Source organism: Psychrobacillus sp. FSL K6-4615 (assembly GCF_038008225.1).
Lineage (GTDB): Bacteria > Bacillota > Bacilli > Bacillales_A > Planococcaceae > Psychrobacillus > Psychrobacillus psychrotolerans.
This window is the reverse complement of sequence record NZ_JBBOYQ010000001.1, coordinates 3,277,155-3,297,248: the sequence shown is the minus strand read 5'-3', so window position 1 is coordinate 3,297,248 and position 20,094 is coordinate 3,277,155. Positions and strand designations below refer to the sequence as shown.

At 36.7% G+C, this 20,094-nt stretch carries 18 protein-coding genes; 14 read left to right on the top strand and 4 right to left on the bottom strand.

Features of this window, described 5'->3' with window-relative positions; all coding sequences use genetic code 11:
* The first annotated feature begins 159 nt into the window (after positions 1–159).
* Together MKX53_RS16485 and MKX53_RS16480 are read left to right on the top strand one after the other, a co-directional pair.
* Positions 160–849, top strand: a complete 690-nt coding sequence (locus MKX53_RS16485) for an ABC transporter ATP-binding protein (protein ID WP_340770624.1) — start codon at positions 160–162, stop codon at positions 847–849.
* Positions 849–2,135: an ABC transporter permease gene (locus MKX53_RS16480; RefSeq protein ID WP_340912656.1), complete on the top strand. Its 1,287-nt coding sequence runs from the start codon at positions 849–851 to the stop codon at positions 2,133–2,135. The genes MKX53_RS16485 and MKX53_RS16480 overlap by 1 nt, the downstream gene beginning before the upstream one ends.
* Before the next feature lie 50 nt (positions 2,136–2,185).
* Here MKX53_RS16480 and MKX53_RS16475 read toward each other — a convergent pair whose 3' ends face one another.
* From MKX53_RS16475 to nhaC, 3 genes are read right to left on the bottom strand one after another with little or no spacing between them, the layout of a single operon-like run.
* A complete protein-coding gene (locus MKX53_RS16475; RefSeq protein WP_340912653.1) occupies positions 2,186–2,452 on the bottom strand; it encodes a hypothetical protein in 267 nt (88 codons plus the stop codon).
* Positions 2,453–2,485: 33 nt separating this feature from the next.
* Complete coding sequence (locus MKX53_RS16470; protein ID WP_340763755.1) at positions 2,486–3,649, bottom strand: class I SAM-dependent methyltransferase; 1,164 nt, start codon at positions 3,647–3,649, stop codon at positions 2,486–2,488.
* Between the two features lie 52 nt (positions 3,650–3,701).
* A complete protein-coding gene (gene nhaC, locus MKX53_RS16465; RefSeq protein WP_340912650.1) occupies positions 3,702–5,081 on the bottom strand; it encodes a Na+/H+ antiporter NhaC in 1,380 nt (459 codons plus the stop codon).
* 173 nt (positions 5,082–5,254) lie between these two features.
* Between nhaC and MKX53_RS16460 the strand changes: the two genes are divergently transcribed.
* From MKX53_RS16460 to hflX, 4 genes are all read left to right on the top strand, one after another.
* A complete protein-coding gene (locus MKX53_RS16460) occupies positions 5,255–6,886 on the top strand; it encodes an AMP-binding protein (RefSeq protein ID WP_424514196.1) in 1,632 nt (543 codons plus the stop codon).
* Positions 6,887–6,969: 83 nt separating this feature from the next.
* Positions 6,970–7,488 carry an RDD family protein gene (locus MKX53_RS16455; protein ID WP_340912649.1) on the top strand — a complete coding sequence of 173 codons (519 nt, stop codon included), beginning with the start codon at positions 6,970–6,972 and terminating at the stop codon, positions 7,486–7,488.
* A gap of 94 nt (positions 7,489–7,582) precedes the next feature.
* A complete protein-coding gene (locus MKX53_RS16450; RefSeq protein WP_340912647.1) occupies positions 7,583–8,329 on the top strand; it encodes a VOC family protein in 747 nt (248 codons plus the stop codon).
* Positions 8,330–8,342: 13 nt separating this feature from the next.
* Positions 8,343–9,614, top strand: coding sequence for a GTPase HflX (hflX, locus tag MKX53_RS16445; RefSeq protein WP_093537499.1), 1,272 nt, complete (start codon positions 8,343–8,345; stop codon positions 9,612–9,614).
* Positions 9,615–9,794: 180 nt separating this feature from the next.
* Here hflX and MKX53_RS16440 read toward each other — a convergent pair whose 3' ends face one another.
* Entirely contained in the window at positions 9,795–11,513 is a 1,719-nt protein-coding gene (locus MKX53_RS16440) for an ABC transporter ATP-binding protein (protein WP_340912644.1), read from the bottom strand.
* 324 nt (positions 11,514–11,837) lie between these two features.
* Between MKX53_RS16440 and MKX53_RS16435 the strand changes: the two genes are divergently transcribed.
* The 8 genes from MKX53_RS16435 to MKX53_RS16400 all read left to right on the top strand — a co-directional run bounded on the left by MKX53_RS16435 (position 11,838) and on the right by MKX53_RS16400 (position 20,011).
* The gene (locus MKX53_RS16435; RefSeq protein WP_340912642.1) at positions 11,838–13,325 is read left to right on the top strand and encodes a peptide MFS transporter; all 1,488 of its coding nucleotides are present in this window, start codon (positions 11,838–11,840) and stop codon (positions 13,323–13,325) included.
* Between the two features lie 75 nt (positions 13,326–13,400).
* Positions 13,401–14,246: a DUF6612 family protein gene (locus tag MKX53_RS16430; protein WP_340912640.1), complete on the top strand. Its 846-nt coding sequence runs from the start codon at positions 13,401–13,403 to the stop codon at positions 14,244–14,246.
* A gap of 328 nt (positions 14,247–14,574) precedes the next feature.
* Positions 14,575–15,531: an ABC transporter permease gene (locus MKX53_RS16425; RefSeq protein ID WP_093537503.1), complete on the top strand. Its 957-nt coding sequence runs from the start codon at positions 14,575–14,577 to the stop codon at positions 15,529–15,531.
* Entirely contained in the window at positions 15,518–16,474 is a 957-nt protein-coding gene (locus MKX53_RS16420) for an iron chelate uptake ABC transporter family permease subunit (protein WP_340912637.1), read from the top strand. The genes MKX53_RS16425 and MKX53_RS16420 overlap by 14 nt, the downstream gene beginning before the upstream one ends.
* Entirely contained in the window at positions 16,471–17,238 is a 768-nt protein-coding gene (locus tag MKX53_RS16415) for an iron ABC transporter ATP-binding protein (RefSeq protein WP_093537505.1), read from the top strand. Before MKX53_RS16420 ends, MKX53_RS16415 begins: the two co-directional genes overlap by 4 nt.
* Before the next feature lie 122 nt (positions 17,239–17,360).
* Positions 17,361–18,398 (top strand): siderophore ABC transporter substrate-binding protein, encoded by a 1,038-nt coding sequence (locus MKX53_RS16410; protein ID WP_340831687.1) that lies wholly within the window; start codon positions 17,361–17,363, stop codon positions 18,396–18,398.
* Positions 18,399–18,704: 306 nt separating this feature from the next.
* Positions 18,705–19,316, top strand: coding sequence for a phosphatase PAP2 family protein (locus MKX53_RS16405; RefSeq protein ID WP_340912635.1), 612 nt, complete (start codon positions 18,705–18,707; stop codon positions 19,314–19,316).
* Positions 19,317–19,360: 44 nt separating this feature from the next.
* Positions 19,361–20,011 carry a uracil-DNA glycosylase gene (locus MKX53_RS16400; RefSeq protein WP_340912632.1) on the top strand — a complete coding sequence of 217 codons (651 nt, stop codon included), beginning with the start codon at positions 19,361–19,363 and terminating at the stop codon, positions 20,009–20,011.
* Positions 20,012–20,094 lie beyond the last annotated feature (83 nt).

The following is a 20,094-nucleotide window of genomic DNA, read 5'->3' as shown; positions in this document are numbered from 1 at the left end:
GTGTCCCGTTCCGGGCGCCAGCCCTTCCAGAGCTATTCAGGGCTACCAGGGCCCCCTCCGCATTTCAAACTATCTTAAGAATTTCTTCATTTTTATCCTTCTAAAATGTTAAGAAATGAAGGATACAATGAAATGAGTAGTGAAACGGGAGGTAAAAAGATGATAAAAGTGAAGCAAGTGAATCATACATTCCTAATAGGGAAAAAAGGAAAGGAAAAGAAAGTACCGGTCTTAAAAGGCTTATCCTTCGAAGTGGAAAAGGGAGAAATCGTGGCAATTGTAGGGAAAAGCGGCTCGGGTAAGTCAACTTTGCTTCATACGATAGCAGGGTTTATGAGCCCTGAACAAGGCTCCATAACAGTAAATGGACAGGAAACAGCTAATTTAAATGAAACAGAAAGAGCAGCATTCCGATTAAATAACTTCGGCTTCATCTTTCAAAATTTTCAACTGATGCCTGGATTAACAGCTTTTGAAAATGTAGAACTACCACTAAAACTAAAGGGCATATCCGCTAAGCAAAGAAAAACAAGTGTTAAACAAATGATGGACAAGGTAGGTTTGACAGAGGTTGGAGATCATTATCCAAATGAATTGTCGGGGGGACAGCAGCAGCGTGTAAGTATTGCTCGAGCATTAATAACGAATCCACCGATATTATTTGCAGATGAACCAACGGGGAGTTTAGATTCTGAAACGGAGCAAGATATATTATTGCTAATACAAAATTTAAATCAAACGCTTGGTGTAACGTTTGTAATGATTACACACGATGAGGAAGTTGCTAGTATTGCCCATCGAACATTTAAAATGCGCGACGGGGAATTAGTGAAGGGGGATTTACAGTAATGTTATTTAAAGATCAGGTCGATTTTGTTCGCCAACATATTAAGAAAAATAAATTACGTGTATTTATGACTATTCTTGCGGCAACGATGGGTTGTGCATTTTTAATCGTATTAGCTTCTATTGGATTTGGTATTCAAGATACGATGCGCAAGGAAATACTGCAAGATCAAGCCATCACGCAGGTAGAAGTTTTCCCGAGTGAAAATGAAGAATTGAATCTTAAAGAAATCAAAGCTGTACCATTTATTGGAGCAATCGTCCAAAGAACTAGCATGGATACAATGACAAGCTTCCATTTTGAGGATCGAATGATGTCAGGAGACTTGCGCTTAACTGACATGAAAGAGGAAGAACAATCAAACCTTAAATTATCAGAAGGACGATTGCCCAAAAATGAATCGGAGATAATAGTAGGGTATCACTTTGCTCAGAACTTGTGGACAGATGCAGAACGTATAAAAGTAGAAGAGGGAGTAGAGGAAGCGGATCTTCCTAAGGGATATGAAAAGTCGATTATAGGTAAAGAAGTTTCTCTATCCTTACAACCGTATGAATCGGAGAGTGCATTTCCAGAACAGTGGGATTTTACAGTAGTTGGAGTGATGGAAAATCCAGCAAAAGATTGGATAGTAGATTCAGGCATTCTAATGGATGAATCATGGTTACCGAAATTAACAGCAGCTTATGAAGCAAATGGAGAACAAGTTCCTGAAATTTATACAAACACCAAAATTTATACATCTAGTTTAGAGCATGTGAAATCAGTTACAAAAGATTTAAAGGATATGGGCTATAACGTCTTTTCTGTATCAGAGCAATTAGAACAGATCGATGTATTTTTTATGGCTTTTAAAATTGGACTAATCTTTGTTGGGACTATTGCAATTCTTATATCATCTATAGGTATTTTCAACACAATGACAATGGCCGTAACTGAACGAACTCGTGAGATTGGCGTGATGAAAGCAATCGGAGCTAGTCCTAAGCTAATTCAACGATTGTTCCTGATGGAAAGTGCGTGGATTGGGATAATCGGAACTCTACTAGCGATCGTTATTTCCTACGCAGTGAGCTTCCTAGCTAACTGGTTACTCCCGCTGGTTGTTGGCGCTGCTCTAGGAGAGGATGAGTTCTCAGATTTATCTATCACGTTCTCGTTAATCCCTTGGCAGTTAGTGCTTCTTGCATCAGCTATGAGTATCGGAGTCGCAATGATTTCTGGTTGGAGACCAGCTCGCAAAGCAACAAAAATAGACGTGATTCAAGCATTACGTCAGGAGTTATAAAGAAAAGAGTGAGCAAGAAGTGTCTTAAGACATTCCTAGCTCACTCTTTTTTATACGGAAATCGTAAAATAAGCGATAAACAGTATAAACACAACGACTGCATTTATTAAATTATATTTAGTTCTAGAGATCGGTTTATTTAGTTTATCCGATTTATTTATTAATACAATCCCCAGATAGGTAACGAAAATTGCCAAAAACAAAGCGAATATTGGAGGTATTGCATAAACGCGGGCATCAATAAAATGCACAATAATAATTGCGATGGCCATAGCAAAACCATAAGCCACTTTTTTAATTGTTGGTTCTTTCATCATAAGATCCTCCGGCGGCATAGTATTTCAATCTTTTCAATTCAGATAATCTTTCAATTCATTCTCCAAAAATGGTTTTGCATTAAGTAGCTGTTTAAATTGCTGATAACTTGCCATTTGTTCAGTGGTAGGTTTTTTTCCTGTTTTATAGGCACGTATCAATATGTTTTTAGGGGTGTTTTCCATATCGATAAATTCTACTAATTGTGCTTCGTACCCGACCATATTTAAAATCTCTGCTCGAATGGAGTCCGTCGCTAAAGCAGCGAAACGTTCTTTTATCAAACCATGTTTTAACATTATATCTAGACCAGGTGCTTCTAGCTGTGTATTTAATTCGTGCTGACAGCAAGGTACACTTAATATAACACTAGCACCCCATTTAACTGCTCTGGCAAGTGCCATATCAGTTGCCACATCGCAGGCATGAAGCGTCACCACCATATCTACCGCAGTTTCGTCATTATAGTCATTTATATCTCCTACTAGAAACTCTAACTGCTCGTATCCTAAATCATTGGCTATTTGAGCACATTCTTCAATTACTTCTTTTTTCAAATCAAGACCAGTAACTCGAATATCAAGTCCTTTTTCGATTTTCAAGTAATGATACAGTGCGAATGTCAAATAAGATTTACCTGAACCAAAATCGAGAATTCTAACGGCCTTATCCTTTGGTAAATAGGCAAGGGTGTCATCGATAAATTCGATAAAACGATTTATTTGTTTAAATTTATCGTACTTTTGCTTTTTGACTTTTCCATCTGCTGTTTGGACACCTAAGCGTATAAGAAAAGGGTATGGTGTATTCGCATCCAATAAATAATTCTTTTTACGGTTATGAGAGAGGTCTACAGCTTTAGAGACAGTGGCTTTTTCTGATTTCCACATAACTTTGTTTTTCTTGGAAAGCTGAGCCTGTACTTTTTCCTCTCTGAAATCTATATGAAACTGACGGAACTGTTCTAAGAGTCCATCTAATGTCTCTGAAAAAGCATCTAAAGCAATATTCTCATGCTTTAATATTCTTTCGTACTGGTATTCTAATTGGATATGATACGTATTCTTTATCTCGATTGGTTTCAATTTTACACGTTTCACTTCATTAGACTTTGCGCGTGGTTGACTAATAGTTGCCGTGACTAGTTGCTTCGTGACTATTTGCTCAAGCATGTATTCTTTCATTTCTTGAAATTCCATAAAATCGCCTACTTTTTCGTAATATACTTGGAAATAGTGTATCACATCGACTTCATTTATTATAAGTAAGTGTTTTGCCAGTCAGTCCAAACAAAATGGTGAGCACCGGACAAAGTAAACAGAAGAAAGCAAATGGTAAGTAATCAATTGTTGAAACAGATAGTACGTCTGTTATGAAGATTCCACATACACTCCAAGGGACTAGTGGATTTACTACAGTCCCCGCATCCTCCATCACACGAGCAAGGTTTTTGTTTGCTAACCCAACTTTTTGGAAATGGGCTTGAAAGGTTTCGCCTGTCAATAAAATAGACAAGTATTGCTCCCCGATTAGTACATTCACTCCTATAGCTGTGAAAGCTGCAGCTGAAATGACCTTTCCTACACTCGTTAGTAAACTTTCTATTTTCCGTAGTAAACTTTGCACTATTCCTAAAGTAAATAAAAGCCCCCCCATACTCAAAGCCAGTAAGACTAAGGAGATAGTGAACATCATGCTAGTCATTCCACCTCTAGATAATAAGGAGTCAACCGCTTCTAAACCAGTTTGAGATGTATAGCCGCTAAATAGGATGTGTAATACTTCACTTGCTGTGAAAAACTGATGGAAATAAGCTACAGCTATTGCGCTTGCTGAGGTAAGAGCAAGTGCTAACATAGCAGGCACTTTTTTGGCAGAAAGTACAATGAGCAAAACTAATGGAAGTAATGAATACCAATGGACCATACCAGTCTGAAGTAGACCTTCTTTCAGTGTAGTTATTTGCTCTAATTGTTGAATTTCTTTGTTAGGCGAAAGTAGTGCATATCCAGTTATCGCTATAAAAAATGCTGGGATTGTCGTCCAGCCCATATTACGTATATGTTCAAACAGATCAACGCGAACTATAGCTGACGCTAGATTCGTGGTATCTGATAATGGAGACATCTTATCTCCGAAAAAGGCTCCTGAAACGATGGCCCCAGCAGTAATAGCCAATGAAATATCCATAGCACTTGCTATACCAACAAAAGCAACACCTACTGTGGCAACTGTTGTTAATGAACTGCCAATAGCAAGACCGATAACGCATGTTACTAAAAAGACTATTGCAAAGAAAAAATGAGGTGAAATCAATTGAAATCCTATATAAATAAGCGTCGGAATAGTACCGCCAATCATCCAGCTACTTATTAAAATTCCTATAAAGAAAAAGATGAAAACAGCGCCGAGTCCTGTTTTAGAACCTTCTATTAGTCCTTCTTCCAATGACTCGAATGGAGCCCTTTTTAATAGCCCATAACCAATTAAAAGTAGAATGGCAAATAAAATTGGTAAATGTGGTACAGCATCAAATTTTATAATACAAACTACCATCAAAGAAACTATTAACAAGATTAGAAATAATGCCTCTCGAAAAGGAGGCGTAATTGTAGATGAAATTCGAAACATAAAATATCCCCCTAAACTAATTTTAACACTTTGGCGATTCAACGCTTTCAATCACTAAAGTAATTAGGATTTTACCAGGTTTCAACAAACTGTCAATCGGAAAATGAAAAGTCTATTTCATCAGAATTTTGTGATAAAATAGAGTGTATATAAACAATCAAGGAGTGATTGGTTTGTTAAATGAAAAAACAGTTGGGGAAATTGTGAAAGAAGCAGCCAGGAAATTTCCAGATACAGAAGCGTATGTGTATCCAGAGCATGGCATTCGAAAGACGTATAAGGAATTTGACAAAGAAACGGATGAGCTTGCAAAAGCCTTTATCGGTATGGGCATTCAAAAAGGGGAGCATGTGGCCATTTGGTCTGACAATAAGAGAGAGTGGTTACTCAGCCAATTCGCAACAGGAAAAATGGGTGCCGTACTCGTAACAGTGAATACAAATTATCAAGAGAAAGAACTAGAATACTTGTTGCAACAATCAGATGCTACGACGCTCATATTATGCGAATCTTTTAAAGGAACTTCGTATTTAGATATTGTCCGTGCAATTTGCCCGGAAATTATTCATTCAGAAAAAGGCAATATTCTCTCAGAAAAGTTCCCGCATTTTAAAAGAGTCATAGTAATGACTGACAATGAGTATAAAGGTATGTATTCATGGGCGGAGCTATTATCACATGCAGATAAGGTGTCGGACGACACGTTGGAGAACGCATTGAAGTCACTTCATAATGAAGAAGTGATTAATATTCAATATACTTCTGGAACGACTGGTTTTCCAAAAGGTGTAATGCTTTCGCACAAAAATGTAGTAAATAACGGACAACTCGTAGGCGACTATATATATTTAACAGAAAAAGATCGTCTTTGTATTCCAGTACCTTTTTTCCACTGCTTTGGGTGTGTAATGGGAACAATCGCATCTGTAACACATGGAACTACCATGGTCATTATCGAGCAATTTAATCCAGGTAAAGTACTTCAAATAGTTCAGGACGAAAAATGTACAGCATTGCACGGGGTACCAACAATGTTCATCGCAGAATTGAACCATCCAGATTTTAAGCAGTTTAAATTGTCTACACTGCGAACAGGTATTATGGCAGGCTCTATTTGTCCAATTGAAGTGATGAAAAAAGTGATCACAGATATGGGTGCAAGTGAAATAACAATAGCTTATGGACAAACAGAATCCTCTCCGGTCATTACACAAACGAAGACGGACGATCCTATTGAGAAGCGAGTGTCGTCTGTCGGGAAGCCTCATCCTGGGGTTGAAGTGAAGATTATAGATCCAATTACAGGGGAAGATACACCAACTGGAGTCCCTGGTGAGCTTTGTACCCGAGGTTATTTAGTGATGAAAGGATACTATAAAAACGAACAAGCAACTAAGACGGCAATTGACCCTAATGGTTGGCTTCACACAGGTGATATCGCAGTGGTGGATGAGGAAGGGTATATAGATATAACGGGACGTATTAAAGACATGGTAATCCGTGGTGGAGAAAATATCTATCCAAAAGAAGTAGAAGAATTTTTATATCAGCACCCTAAGGTCCAAGACGTTCAAGTAGTTGGAGTACCTGATCCTAAATACGGAGAAGAGCTTATGGCATGGGTTATTCTAAAAAGCTGCGAACAGATAACTTCTGATGAATTAAAAGAATACTGTAAAGGGAAAATTTCATATCATAAAATACCAAAGTATATTGAATTCATAGAGTCATATCCAATGACAGCTTCAGGCAAAATTCAAAAGTTCCTCCTTCGTGAAATGTCTAAAGAGAAGGCCAAAGTATAATTCGTATTATTTCCTGGGAAATCGACAAATTTCATGTGAATAGAAAGGTAAGAAAACAAATCCATTACGAGGAGTAACTTTAAGTGAATGTGAATGCAACTTTCATAATGCGATTCAAAGCGTTTATGCTGGATTACTTGCTTATATTTGCCTACTTGAGTGTGCTTGCTGTCTTCAATATATTTGTATTTCCATCTATACAGAGTTTGTTTATTAACTCACTTGTAGTTGCGCAGTTCACAGGATTTCTAATGGTAACATTGCCGGTTTCACTCTATTTTATTATTAGTGATTCAGTGCTAGGGAAACAGTCCGTAGGCAAGAGATATATGGGAATTAAAGTAGTCAATAAACATAATCAAAACCTTTCGATACTCCAGTCTGTTTTTAGAACCATTGTGAAATTTCTCCCTTGGGAACTTTCACATTATCTTGTGTATCGCCTGATTTACCTTGGAGATGCAGAAGTTCCAATTAGCTACTATGCAATTGGTGGAATTATCTATGGGCTTATGCTTGCTTATATCCTTACCGCTCTATTTAGTAAGCGTAAAAAATCACTTTATGACATGGTTGTCGAAACACAGGTTATTAAGGTGTGATCTTAGTAATTGAGAAGCATCAGTTTTCCGATCGATGCTCTTCATATTTATTGATATACTGATGGCATGGGAATTATTGAAAGGAGGTGCTACGATGTATTTGGATCATATCGTTCATAGCGTTACAAAAGAACCGCTAGAGGTAGCGAAAGATTGGATGGAAAATGAAGTTCATACAGTAGTGGGTGGTCAACATACTCAATGGGGAACATACAACGCACTTCTTTATACGAAAACCAGCTATATTGAGTGGCTTTCCATAGAACGGCAGGAAGTTGCGAACAACGCTGATCATCCTCTTATAAATCTTATGCTTCATGACTTGAAAACAAGTGGAGCAGGATTCAATACAATCTGTATCCGCACTACTAATATAGCTCATCTTAGTAACCAGCTAATGGACCAGGGTATAAAAACTTCGGGAGTTCTACATGCTGAGAGGAAGACAACTAGTGGATTAATACGTAAATGGAAAATGTTATTTATCCACGAGGAAGTTAGTAATGCTTTGCCTTTTCCGTTCTTTATAGAATGGGAGGAGAGCGATGAGGCTAGATATCACTCACTGCAAGAGGATGGAACAATAAATGCCAGTAATCTGAAGTTATCTATTACTGCTTGTGAGTTTCACGTTCGAGATCCAAGGGAAGTAATGAATAAGTGGAAAAATTATTTTCAACTAATCGAGTATGATGAACAAACATTACTTTTAGAAAATACACGATTAATATTTAAACAAAGTAAAATCGAAACAAAAGAGCGACTTGCAAGCATTGATATTGATGGTTCTAATCTACATAAAGAAATCACATACGAACAAGCAACCTATCGCTTTCTTTAAAAGGAGAAATTATATGGATGAAATAATAGAAAAGGCAATACTCGTAGCTGTAAAATTACAAAAAGATGAGCATTTTGAATACGGATTGGAAGAACTACACAATTTAGCAGGGGCACTAGATGTGGAGGTAGTTGGGGAAGTAACGCAAAATCTTGAACGAGTTACCTCATCTCATTATGTGGGGACCGGTAAGGTAGAGGAGATTAGAAGCCTATATGAAGAAGCCGGAGCTAATCTAGTTATCTTCAATGATGAGCTTTCCCCATCACAAATTAGGAACTTAGAACGTGACCTGGACTGTAAAGTTATTGACCGTACTATGCTAATTCTTGATATCTTTGCTCGACGTGCAAAATCTAACGAGGCTCAAATGCAAGTAGATTTAGCGCAACTTCAATATATGCTTCCACGTCTTGTGGGACTTAGAGCATCTCTAGGCCGACAAGGTGGGGGAACTGGCGGGGGATTTAAAAACCGTGGTGCTGGGGAAACAAAGCTAGAGCTGGATAGACGTAAAATTGAAGATCAGATTGCCAAACTCAAACGAGACCTCGAGCATGCAAAAGATCAACGTGAAACGCAGCGCAAACAACGTAAGAAGAATGCAATTCCCGTTGTATCTTTAGTAGGCTATACGAATGCTGGTAAATCTACAATTATGAACCAATTGTTAAACAAAGTCGGACAAATGGAATCGAAGCAAGTATTTGAAAAAGACATGCTTTTTGCAACGCTAGAAACTTCCGTCAGACAGATTAAACTTCCGGACCAAAAGGAATTTTTATTAACAGACACGGTAGGTTTTGTTAGTAAGCTTCCCCATCATTTAGTAAAAGCCTTCCGTTCAACATTGGAAGAAGCACGTGATGCAGATTTACTTCTACACGTTGTGGATGTATCGAACGCAGAACATCGCTTCATGATGGACGTAACGAACGACACACTTCATGCTGTTGGTGTTGAAGATGTACCTACTGTATTTGTTTACAACAAATCTGATTTAGCAGATATGAAATACCCACATATCGCAGGTGATAATATTTGGATTTCTGCGAAAGAGGGAGCAGGGTTGAATGAGCTGATAGAGATTATTAGAAAACATATTTTCTCTAATTATGTCAGTTGTTCCTTACTAATCCCGTTTGACCGTGGAGATATTGTATCTTACTTAAATGAGCATGCGTCAGTCTCCACTACTTCGTATGAGGAAGAGGGTACCGTTGTACAAGTAGAAATGAAAAAATCAGATTATGATCGTTTTCAAGAATTTTTATTTGTCCAATAGATAGCTGCAATGTTGTAGAGAAACACCCCAAAGTAACGAAGAATCATCGCAATGTAGTCAAGAATCACCGGAAAGTAACCAAAAATCACCGCAAAGTCGCAAGAACTAATAGAACAAATTAAAAAGTTGTCTCGCCGGTAGATATTCTACTGGGAGACAACTTTTTTGGTTTCCTTAATATTAAACCTTTTGGAACTGTATGTTATGCAATCTAGCAAATATCCCGTCCTGTGCTACTAAATCACTGTAGGAACCATCTTCTTCGATTCCGTTTTCTGTTACAACAAGGACACGGTCGGCATCACGGATAGTTGCCAATCTATGTGCAATGATAAGGGTAGTCCTATTTTCGGCTAGCTCCATTAAAGACTTCTGGATAAACCGCTCTGTTTCCGTATCAAGAGCTGATGTAGCTTCATCCAGAATTAGAATTGGTGGGTTTTTTAAGAACATACGAGCTATCGCAAGGCGTTGTTTTTGTCCACCTGATAACTTAAGTCCACGTTCCCCGATTTGTGTATCATAACCTTCTGGTAGAGAAGCAATCATATCTTCTAAATGTGCCTTTTTGGCAGCGTCTCGAATTTCTTCCTCACTTGCATCTTGTTTACCATAGGCAATATTCTCACGAATAGATCCCGTAAACAAAAATACATCCTGTTGAACAATTCCAATTTGAGAACGCAATGATTTCATCGTAATATCTTGGATGTTCAATCCATCTACGGAAATCGCTCCTTCTTGAACATCGTAAAACCTTGGGATTAGGGAACAAATAGTAGTTTTCCCTGCTCCAGATGGACCTACGAATGCGATAGTTTCTCCTGCTTTAATAGACAAGTTAATATTATCTAATACAGGTTTATGTTCATCGTATCGGAAACCAACTTGCTCGAAATTTATATCTCCTTTTAAATGCTGAACAGTTAGGGCGTTTGGAGAGTCTTGAATTTCAGGGTCCTGTTCAATTAGTTCTAAGAAGCGTTTGAAACCAGCCATTCCTTTAGGATATAGCTCAAGTAGTGCCGTTATTTTATCAACAGGTTTTATCAACACGTTGACATATAGTACAAAACTTACAAGTTCCCCGGTGGTAAGAGCTCCTTTATATGTAAACCAAGCTCCGACAACAAGCACGACCAATGTTACGAGACGAGTTAACATATAAATACTAGAATGTGTACCGGCCATCACTTTATAGGCCACCAGCTTAGCTAAACGGAATTGTCCATTATCTTCTTTGAAACGGGCAATTTCAAAAGTTTCATTGGTAAATGATTGAACAACACGAACACCAGAAACACTGTCTTCTACTCGTGCATTTACATCTGCAATATTTCCATACATGTTTTTCCATGCTCTATTCATCATAATGTTACCGTACGTTGCTACGACGGATAAGATCGGCACCATGACAATAGCGATAATCGCAAGTTCCGGATTAATATTGTACATAATCGTAAAAGCACCGATTAATGTCATAATAGCAATGAACAAATCCTCCGGACCATGATGGGCAAGTTCACCAATATCAAATAAATCATTTGTAATTCGACTCATAATATGACCTGTCTTCGTATTATCAAAGAACCGGAATGATTGACGTTGAACGTGGGTGAATAATTGCTGTCTCATATCGGTCTCTATATTAATGCCGAGTTTATGGCCAAAATAACTTACTACATATTGTAGAAAAGTGCTGAGGATAAATACTACCAATAGTAGGATGCTTATTTTTGTTATCATGCTCCAATCCCCAGTAGGTAACAAGTCATCGATAAACCATTGAACTGCAACTGGATAGGCGAGCTCTAAAATTGCGACAAATACAGCACTACTGAAGTCAATGATAAATAGTCGTTTATGCGGTTTGTAATATGAAAAAAACTTCTTGAGCATTTTCTTAGCTCCTTCCTTCTGTCATAACGACTATTATAACCAACAATTTCAAAAGTCGAAATAATTAAATTCGATAGAATAAATAAAATTCCAATTTCAGTAAAAAAATGCTCTGTATTTTATATTAAAACGTTGATATTACGCTGTTTTATACTAGAAATCTTCCTAGTTGAAATATAAAAGGTTTTTTGACAATTGCAAAAGGGCAGTTTATAATAATTGTCTTGTTAGTTTTATGGGCATTAGGTTACTTTTCATGTAATCCATTAATATGGCGATAGTGTATGTTCCTAATGTTTTCAAAATTAGAAAAGAGGTAAAGAAATGGCAACAAGAGAAGAGATTGTTAAATCCGTCCCTCAGAAGGGATTTTTTGGTCATCCGAAAGCATTACTATCATTGTTTTTCACGGAGTTTTGGGAGCGTTTTTCTTACTATGGAATGCGCGCAATACTAATCTACTATATGTATTACGAAGTAACACAGGGAGGATTGGGATTAGAACGTTCTACTGCTAACTCCATTATGGCTGTGTATGGTTCACTAGTTTATATGTCTGGAATTATTGGAGGTTGGATAGCTGACCGCCTATTCGGTACGACGAAAACGGTATTCTATGGTGGGGTTCTCATCATGTTCGGTCATATCGTCTTGGCATTCCCTGGTGATTTAACTACTTTGTTTACCTCAATGGCATTAATCATCATTGGGACAGGCTTGCTGAAACCAAATATTTCAAGTATTATCGGGGATCTGTATTCTAAAGAAGATACTCGTCGTGATTCAGGTTTTAGCATTTTCTATATGGGGATTAATATGGGAGCGTTTATCGCACCATTAATCGTTGGAACAATTGGTCTTGAGTATAACTTCCATTTAGGATTTGGTCTTGCGGCTGTAGGTATGGCAATTGGTTTAGTCGTATTTTTAGTAACTAAAAAGAAATATCTAGGGTTAGCAGGTACATATGTGCCAAACCCAATGGCTAAAGATGAACGTAAAAAAGTACTAACTAGAATTGGTATTGCTTTAGTCATTATTTTAATTGTTGGATTCATATTGATTCAACAAGGTATTTTAACAATTGATAGTTTCATTATGACAGTTTCTATTTTAGGTATTGTTATTCCTACCTTGTACTTTATCGTTATGTATAGAAGCAGTAAAACAACAGAGGATGAAAAGTCTCGCTTACTGGCATACATTCCATTATTTGTTGCAGCTATGATGTTCTGGGCAATTCAAGAACAAGGGTCCAACATTTTAGCACAGTATGCAGATGAACGAGTAGACTTAATGATTGGATCTTTTGAGATTTCACCTGCCTGGTTCCAATCATTAAATCCATTGTTCATCATTGCCCTTGCACCAGTGTTTGCATGGATGTGGGTAAAACTAGGAGACAGACAACCATCTACTCCTAAGAAATTCTCATTTGGTTTGTTCTTTGCGGGGATGTCCTTCATCGTCATGATCATTCCAGCTTACTTCAATGGCACTGACTCTCTAGTTAGTCCTTTCTGGCTAGTACTGAGTTTCTTCCTTGTAGTATTAGGTGAGTTATTATTATCACCAGTAGGATTATCTGCTACAACGAAACTTGCACCGGGAGCATTCGCAGCACAAACGATGAGTTTATGGTTTATGACGAACGCGTCAGCTCAGGCTATCAATGCCCAAGTTGTTAAATTTTACTCACCAGAAAACGAAATTATATACTTCGGTGTTATAGGTGTAGTAGCTTTAGTAATTGGTTTATTACTCTATGTAATGACTCCATTAATCCAAAAATATATGCGTGGCGTTAAGTAAAATTCAAAATAGTGAAACTTTATAAGTAATCATCCCGTAAAGTAAGTATCTTACTGAGAAGGGATGATTATTTTTATGAAGAAATGGACAGCTCTATTATCTATAGCAACCTTAACATTAGGCTTAGCTGCTTGTAACGAAACTGCAACACCCGTACAAGAAAAAGAGGTAACAGAAACTAGTAAACTTACTTTACAAGAAGTATATGACAAGTCAATGAAAGTTTCTGAAGAGTTAAAAAGCGTTAAAGGCACGATAGATATGAATCAGACGATGACAATGCCTAGTGAAGAAATGACTTTGGACATTAAGTCAGCGCTAGATATGGAATATATACTGGAACCAATGCAAATGCACCAAAAGGGCACAACGACAATGATGGGTATGGGTGAAGGTGGAGAGTCTCAAGAAACTGAGATGGAGACTTATATTACAGAAGATGCAATGTATGTGTATGAAGGCACAACTGCACAATGGATGAAGTTCCCTCAGGAAATGGTAGACCAAATCATGAGTTCTGCAAACCAAACAGATCCAGCTACTCAACTGCAACCCTTACAAGAGTATTTAGAACAAGTAGAATTTGAACAAGACGATGACACCTATATTCTAACACTGAAAGGCAGTGGTGAAGAGTTTACTGCCCTTGTGAAAGACCAAGTAGATGAAGCACTTCAAAATTTAACTGCAGGTGAAAATATTAACTTAGACTTTACGATTAACTCGGTTGACTACGAAGTCCATATTGATAAAGATTCGTATCAAACGACCAAATTAGATACAGTGATAGATATGGATATGACGATGGACGGAGAAACAATTAATCTGAAAATGGATGCTAAAACAGACTTCTCTAAGTTCAATGAAATAGGGGGAATTGTCGTTCCTCAAGAGATTATTGATAGCGCTACATCAATTTAATAAAATAATAGAATAGGTTTTAGCTAATAGGCTGTTTCAATTGTTATGAAATTCGACAATTGAAACAGTTTTTTTAATTAAACCAAAGTAGGATAGGGTGGGATTAATATAGGGGAATAGTCACTCATTCCTATATCTAAATGACAAGCGTTTTCATTTAGACATTGACTTAAATAGTCAGGATGCTATAATTAAATTGATGGTAATTGATAATGATTTTCAATGCTGTTTATTATAAAAATATCTTCTATATACAATAAATAAATGTTTACTCAGTGTGGAAGAAATTTCACTATCGTCTGAGAATAAAAGAAATATGGGGTTTAAAATGAGACTGTGGATGTTGATAGTTACAGTGATCATCCTGTCAGTTATTTCGCTATTTATTGGTGCGATTGACATAAAACCGAGTCATTTGCTTAATTGGGAATCGTTAGAGACACAGATTTTCTTAATAAGTCGTTTACCAAGATTATTAGCTATAATTTTAGCTGGCGCAGGGATGGGTATCGCAGGTTTAATCATGCAAAGTTTAAGTCGAAATAAATTTGTGTCGCCAACAACGGCTGGTACATTAGATGCAGCAAAATTAGGGATTATCATATCAATGATATTCTTTACAGGTTTATCTTATATTGGACAAATCCTTTTTAGTTTTGCTTTTGCTTTAATTGGTACATTTATCTTTATGCAGTTACTTGAGCGTATTAAGTTCAAAGATGCAGTGTTTGTTCCACTTATCGGAATTATGTACGGAAATGTTATTGGAGCACTATCTACTTTCTTAGCATACGAAGCAAACATTTTACAAAATGTAGATGCGTTTTTCCAAGGAAGTTTCACGTTAGTTGTATCTGGGCGCTATGAGCTTCTATATGTAGCTGTACCAGCGATCATTATTGCTTATATATATGCCAATAAGTTTACTGTTGCAGGTATGGGTGAGGATTTTGCTAAAAATCTAGGTTTAAGTTATCGAACGGTGTTGAATATTGGTTTAATAATTGTGGCTATTATTACGACAACAGTTATTTTAACTGTTGGTGTAATTCCGTTCTTGGGATTAATAGTGCCAAACCTTGTTTCTCTTTATTTAGGGGATAATTTACGTAAAACGATACCCCATACTATTTTTATGGGTGCAGCATTTTTATTGTTCTGTGATATTATTAGCCGCTTAATCGTACATCCATATGAAATTCCCGTTAACACAACCGTTGCAGTAATCGGTAGTGTGATCTTCTTAATTATGTTGTTTAGGGGGAAAGCATATGCGCAAAAATAGTACGAAGCTAATTATATTAGCAGTTATTGCAATTATTTGTATGCTGTTATTTGCTTTTTATAATATCCAAGGCGGGTTTAGTTATGCATTTCCGAAACGTTTAGAACGAATGTTTGCGATGGTTATTACAGGAACAGCGATTGCTTTTGCTTCTATAGCGTTCCAAACCGTAACAAACAATCGACTATTAACTCCATCGGTTATGGGTATTGACTCTATGTATGAGATAGTTCAAACGATTATTTACTTTGCGTTAGGATCGACTTCGATTTTTGTTGTAAGCCGCTACTTAAACTTTGGAGTATCCATTATAGCGATGGTTTTATTTGCTTTAATATTATACCGTTTCTTATTCCGTGCAGATAAGTATCCAATTTTTTTACTACTATTAGCAGGGATGGTTCTCGGTACACTACTAGGAAGCTTAGGTACCTTTATGCAGGTAATAATTGATCCTGTAGAATATGAAAGTTTACAAGCTCGATTGTTTGCGAGCTTTATGAACGTAAAAACAGAATTGCTATTTTTATCCGCAGGTATTTTAGTTTTAGCATTTCTTTATGGTTCACGCATATTACATAAGTTAGATGTTATGGCTTTAGGGCGTGATAATGCTATGAACTTAGGCATTGACTATGACAAAATGGTATTACATATTCTGATTTTATCTTCGATTTTAATAGCTGTATCCACAGCGTTGGTCGGACCAATTACGTTCTTAGGTTTAATAGTTTCTAACTTGGCATATCAATATTTTGCTACATACAAACATTCAGTCTTAATAATAGGTGCAAGCTTAATAAGCATTATTGCATTAGTCGGCGGACAATTTTTAGTGCTACATGTATTTAATTTAACAACAACGATTAGTGTCATTATTAACTTTATCGGTGGTCTTTACTTTATATACTTATTACTAAAGGAAAGTAGGAAAGCGGCATGATTGAGATTAAAAGGCTTTCTAAAAGCTTTGGGAAAAAAACTGTTGTCGAAGATGTCACTCTAAAAATTCACTCGAAAGCCATTACGTCCTTTATTGGACCTAATGGTGCGGGTAAATCAACGCTATTATCAATGGTAAGTCGATTGTTAGATGCGGATACAGGAGAAGTATTGTTAGATCAATCAAACGTAAAGAAAATGAAGTCTGATGCATTTGCAAAACGTGTTGCAATTTTGAAGCAAGCAAATCATTTTAATATTCGTTTAACTGTTAGGGAACTTGTAGCTTTTGGGCGTTATCCGTATTCAAAAGGCCGGTTAAACGCAGAAGATCACAAATTCGTTGACCAAGCGTTAGATTATATGAACTTAACAGATATGCAAGATATGTTTTTAGATGAGCTTTCGGGTGGTCAAAAACAGCGTGCATTTATTTCGATGGTTATTGCGCAAGATACTGAATATATTTTGCTTGATGAACCCTTAAACAATCTCGATATGAAGCATTCTGTACAAATTATGAAAATTTTGCGTAAATTGGTGGATGAGCTAGGTAAAACAGTTGTAATCGTATTGCATGATATTAACTTTGCCTCTGTCTATTCAGACCGAATTGTTGCATTAAAAAATGGACGTCTAGTAAAAGATGGTCCTACGGAAGAGATTATCAACTCAGAATCTTTACGTGAAGTGTATGATATGCACATTCCTGTTCAAGTGCAAGATGGATGTAGAATTTGCGTCTATTTTAATTCACACAATTAATTTTCAAGATAGTATTTGACAATTGAAGCAAACTAAATTAGAATTTGAGGTAGTTGATTGAGAATGATTTTCATTATCAATCAAAACTTGAAAGAGCATTTATTTAGGAGGAGAAATTTAGCATGAAGAAATGGAATATAATTACTGCTGCTGCATTAGCATTAATGTTAGCTGCATGTGGATCAGAAGAAACAGAAACACCAAAGGCAACTGAAACAAACGAAGCGAGTGATACAGAAAAAGATGTAGCAGAAGAGTCAGCATATCCGATGACGGTATCTTCTTTAAGTACTGCTCGTGAAACAGAAGAAGGTGCTTCAGTTACTTTTGAAGATATTACATTAGAAGAAGAGCCTAAGCGCATTATCTCTTTAGACTACGGTTTCTTAGATACTCTTGATGCTTTAGGTGTTGAAGGTATCGTAGGTGTAGCAGCTAACGGTGGTCAAGGGAATATTCCAGAACACTTGAAAGAAAAGTATGCACCAAGTGATGATATTGCTGATGTTGGTACTTTAAAATCTATTAACTTCGAAGCAGTTGCAGCTGCAGATCCAGATATAATTTTTATCTCTGGTCGTCAAACAGCCTTCTATGAAGAGTTAAAAGAAATTACACCAAATGTAGTATTTATCGGTTCAGATAACTCTAACTATATTGATGCAGTTTATGAAACAGTAGACTTAGCGGCTAATATGTTTGATAAAGTGGAAAAAGGTGAAGAGCTAAAAGCTGCATTACAAGAAAAAGTAGATGAAGTGAAAGAAAAAGCAACTGGCTATGAAAATGCATTAGTTGCTATGTATAATGACAAAAAAATGTCTGGCTTTGATAACAGTGCAGAATCACGTTTTGCATATGTGTACAATGATTTCGGTTTCAAACCAGCAACAACTGATATTGAAGCATCTTCACACGGATCAGACTTTTCTTATGAGTCAATACTTTCAGTAGATCCAGAAGTATTATTAGTAATTGACCGCACAGTTTCGGATGTAGAAACGATTAAAGCGGATATCGAAAATGATATTATTAAACAAACTCGTGCTTATAAAGAAGGCAAAATCGTATACTTAGATGGTACGAACTGGTACTTCTCAAGCAACGGTGTAACAACTGAAACAGCAAAATTACAAGAAATCTTAGATGAATTAAAATAATTCATAGTAACCAGAACTACTCTATTCGTGTAAACGAGTAGAGTAGTTCTTTTTTTATACGTTTATGAGGATCGATAAGCCGGTATCATCTCTAACGTGCCATTTGATGTCTTATCTGGCTCAATCATCCCACCTGATTTTCCAACTTCTCATAATCTCCATCAGAATAACTCGGTTAATAATTAGCCGGAATTCTGCACGCAGGTCTTTCGAAGACTATAAACAGATTCTGCTTAAAGGGTAGGTATTCATTGTACATCCATATATTACTAGCTTATAATTTTGTTATGGGATAGGAGGGATTTTTTGAAGAAATGGTTTTATCCACTTAGTCTGGTAACATTATTAGGTTTTGCAGCACTGTTCGTATATTTCAATTCAAAAGAAATAGCACAGTTTGATAATCAAATGTCCCAAATATTTGGAGATAATAATATTATAGGATTTTTTCATAATTTCGGGGACACTAAATTTATTATATTTGTCACGCTGTTATTAGTTATTTATCTTTGGTTACGCTCAAAAAATTATCGAGGAATGCTTTTTGTTTTACTCTCTGTAGGGTTTGGAAATGTTCTGAATCAAATGCTTAAAAAGTGGGTGGAAAGAGAACGACCAAATATTCCACAACAGCTGGAGACCTTTAGCTTTCCATCTGGACATGCCATGGTGGGCCTTTTATATTTATTTACCATTGCCTACTTTTTAACAGAGCATCAGTCGAGTAAACCGAAACGAGTTCTAATTTGGTTAGTCGCTATACTTGCTACCATAATGGTTGGACTTTCACGGATTGCGGAACATAGGCATTATGCTTCAGATGTTTTAGCTGGGTGGATGATTGGGTATTCTTGGTTTGTCATCGTAGCATTGTGGTATGAATACAGAAACAGAGTTTTTAAAAAGTATACAGAGTAGAAACCTTTCCTCGTTGGAAAGGTTTTTTCTAAGGAGTGGGGTATATGTTTGAAATACCAAAGGAGCTTATTAAACTTGGGATCAACCGGATAGAGGGTTTTCCTGTAGAAGGGTTTGTTAAAGGGAAGGGACCTAAAAAACCAAGTATCTTACTTATAGGCGAAGCTCCTGGAGAGAATGAGGCTATAAAAGGGGTTCCATTTATCGGTAGAGCAGGTGACGAACTCAACAAGTCATTAGAAAGTATTGGATTGACCAGAGAAGACGTATATATGACTAGTGCAGTTCGTAGCCGGCCGTATGTATGGAGAGATAAGAAGACTCGTAATGGTGAGTTAATACAAAAAAAGTATAATCGCCCACCAACCCAATTAGAAATAGTGGCACATGCACCCATATTAGATTATGAACTAAAAAATATTGTCCCTAATATTATTGTTACGTTAGGGAATGTAGGTTTAAAGCGTTTGTTAGGAAAAGAGGCAAAGGTTTCCAAGTTACATGGAGAGCTGCTTCATCGACCAGTACGTCACTTAAAATCACTAGATTCTATTGAATTTGTATGGTCGGACGAAAGCTATATGATTATTCCTACCTACCACCCTGCCTCTGTGTTTTATAGACCTTCCAATCGCGACTTTCTTGAGCAAGATTGGATTAATATTGGGAATTATTTAGCGAATAGAAAGTATTGATTGTATTTGAATTGAGTTAATTGATTGACTCGATGTATACGTTTGTATACAATATATATAAGTATACAAACGTATACAAAGGG

What these genes read in the sequence shown, in the direction of transcription:
- MKX53_RS16400 (WP_340912632.1), top strand. Translation starts at nt 19,361, where the DNA reads ATGTTTGAAATACCAAAGGAGCTTATTAAACTTGGGATCAACCGGATA.
- MKX53_RS16430 (WP_340912640.1), top strand. Translation starts at nt 13,401, where the DNA reads ATGAAGAAATGGACAGCTCTATTATCTATAGCAACCTTAACATTAGGC.
- hflX (WP_093537499.1), top strand. Translation starts at nt 8,343, where the DNA reads ATGGATGAAATAATAGAAAAGGCAATACTCGTAGCTGTAAAATTACAA.
- MKX53_RS16480 (WP_340912656.1), top strand. Translation starts at nt 849, where the DNA reads ATGTTATTTAAAGATCAGGTCGATTTTGTTCGCCAACATATTAAGAAA.
- MKX53_RS16485 (WP_340770624.1), top strand. Translation starts at nt 160, where the DNA reads ATGATAAAAGTGAAGCAAGTGAATCATACATTCCTAATAGGGAAAAAA.
- MKX53_RS16470 (WP_340763755.1), bottom strand. Translation starts at nt 3,649, where the DNA reads ATGGAATTTCAAGAAATGAAAGAATACATGCTTGAGCAAATAGTCACG.
- MKX53_RS16475 (WP_340912653.1), bottom strand. Translation starts at nt 2,452, where the DNA reads ATGATGAAAGAACCAACAATTAAAAAAGTGGCTTATGGTTTTGCTATG.
- MKX53_RS16415 (WP_093537505.1), top strand. Translation starts at nt 16,471, where the DNA reads ATGATTGAGATTAAAAGGCTTTCTAAAAGCTTTGGGAAAAAAACTGTT.
- MKX53_RS16425 (WP_093537503.1), top strand. Translation starts at nt 14,575, where the DNA reads ATGAGACTGTGGATGTTGATAGTTACAGTGATCATCCTGTCAGTTATT.
- MKX53_RS16435 (WP_340912642.1), top strand. Translation starts at nt 11,838, where the DNA reads ATGGCAACAAGAGAAGAGATTGTTAAATCCGTCCCTCAGAAGGGATTT.
- MKX53_RS16450 (WP_340912647.1), top strand. Translation starts at nt 7,583, where the DNA reads ATGTATTTGGATCATATCGTTCATAGCGTTACAAAAGAACCGCTAGAG.
- MKX53_RS16440 (WP_340912644.1), bottom strand. Translation starts at nt 11,513, where the DNA reads ATGCTCAAGAAGTTTTTTTCATATTACAAACCGCATAAACGACTATTT.
- MKX53_RS16420 (WP_340912637.1), top strand. Translation starts at nt 15,518, where the DNA reads ATGCGCAAAAATAGTACGAAGCTAATTATATTAGCAGTTATTGCAATT.
- MKX53_RS16410 (WP_340831687.1), top strand. Translation starts at nt 17,361, where the DNA reads ATGAAGAAATGGAATATAATTACTGCTGCTGCATTAGCATTAATGTTA.
- nhaC (WP_340912650.1), bottom strand. Translation starts at nt 5,081, where the DNA reads ATGTTTCGAATTTCATCTACAATTACGCCTCCTTTTCGAGAGGCATTA.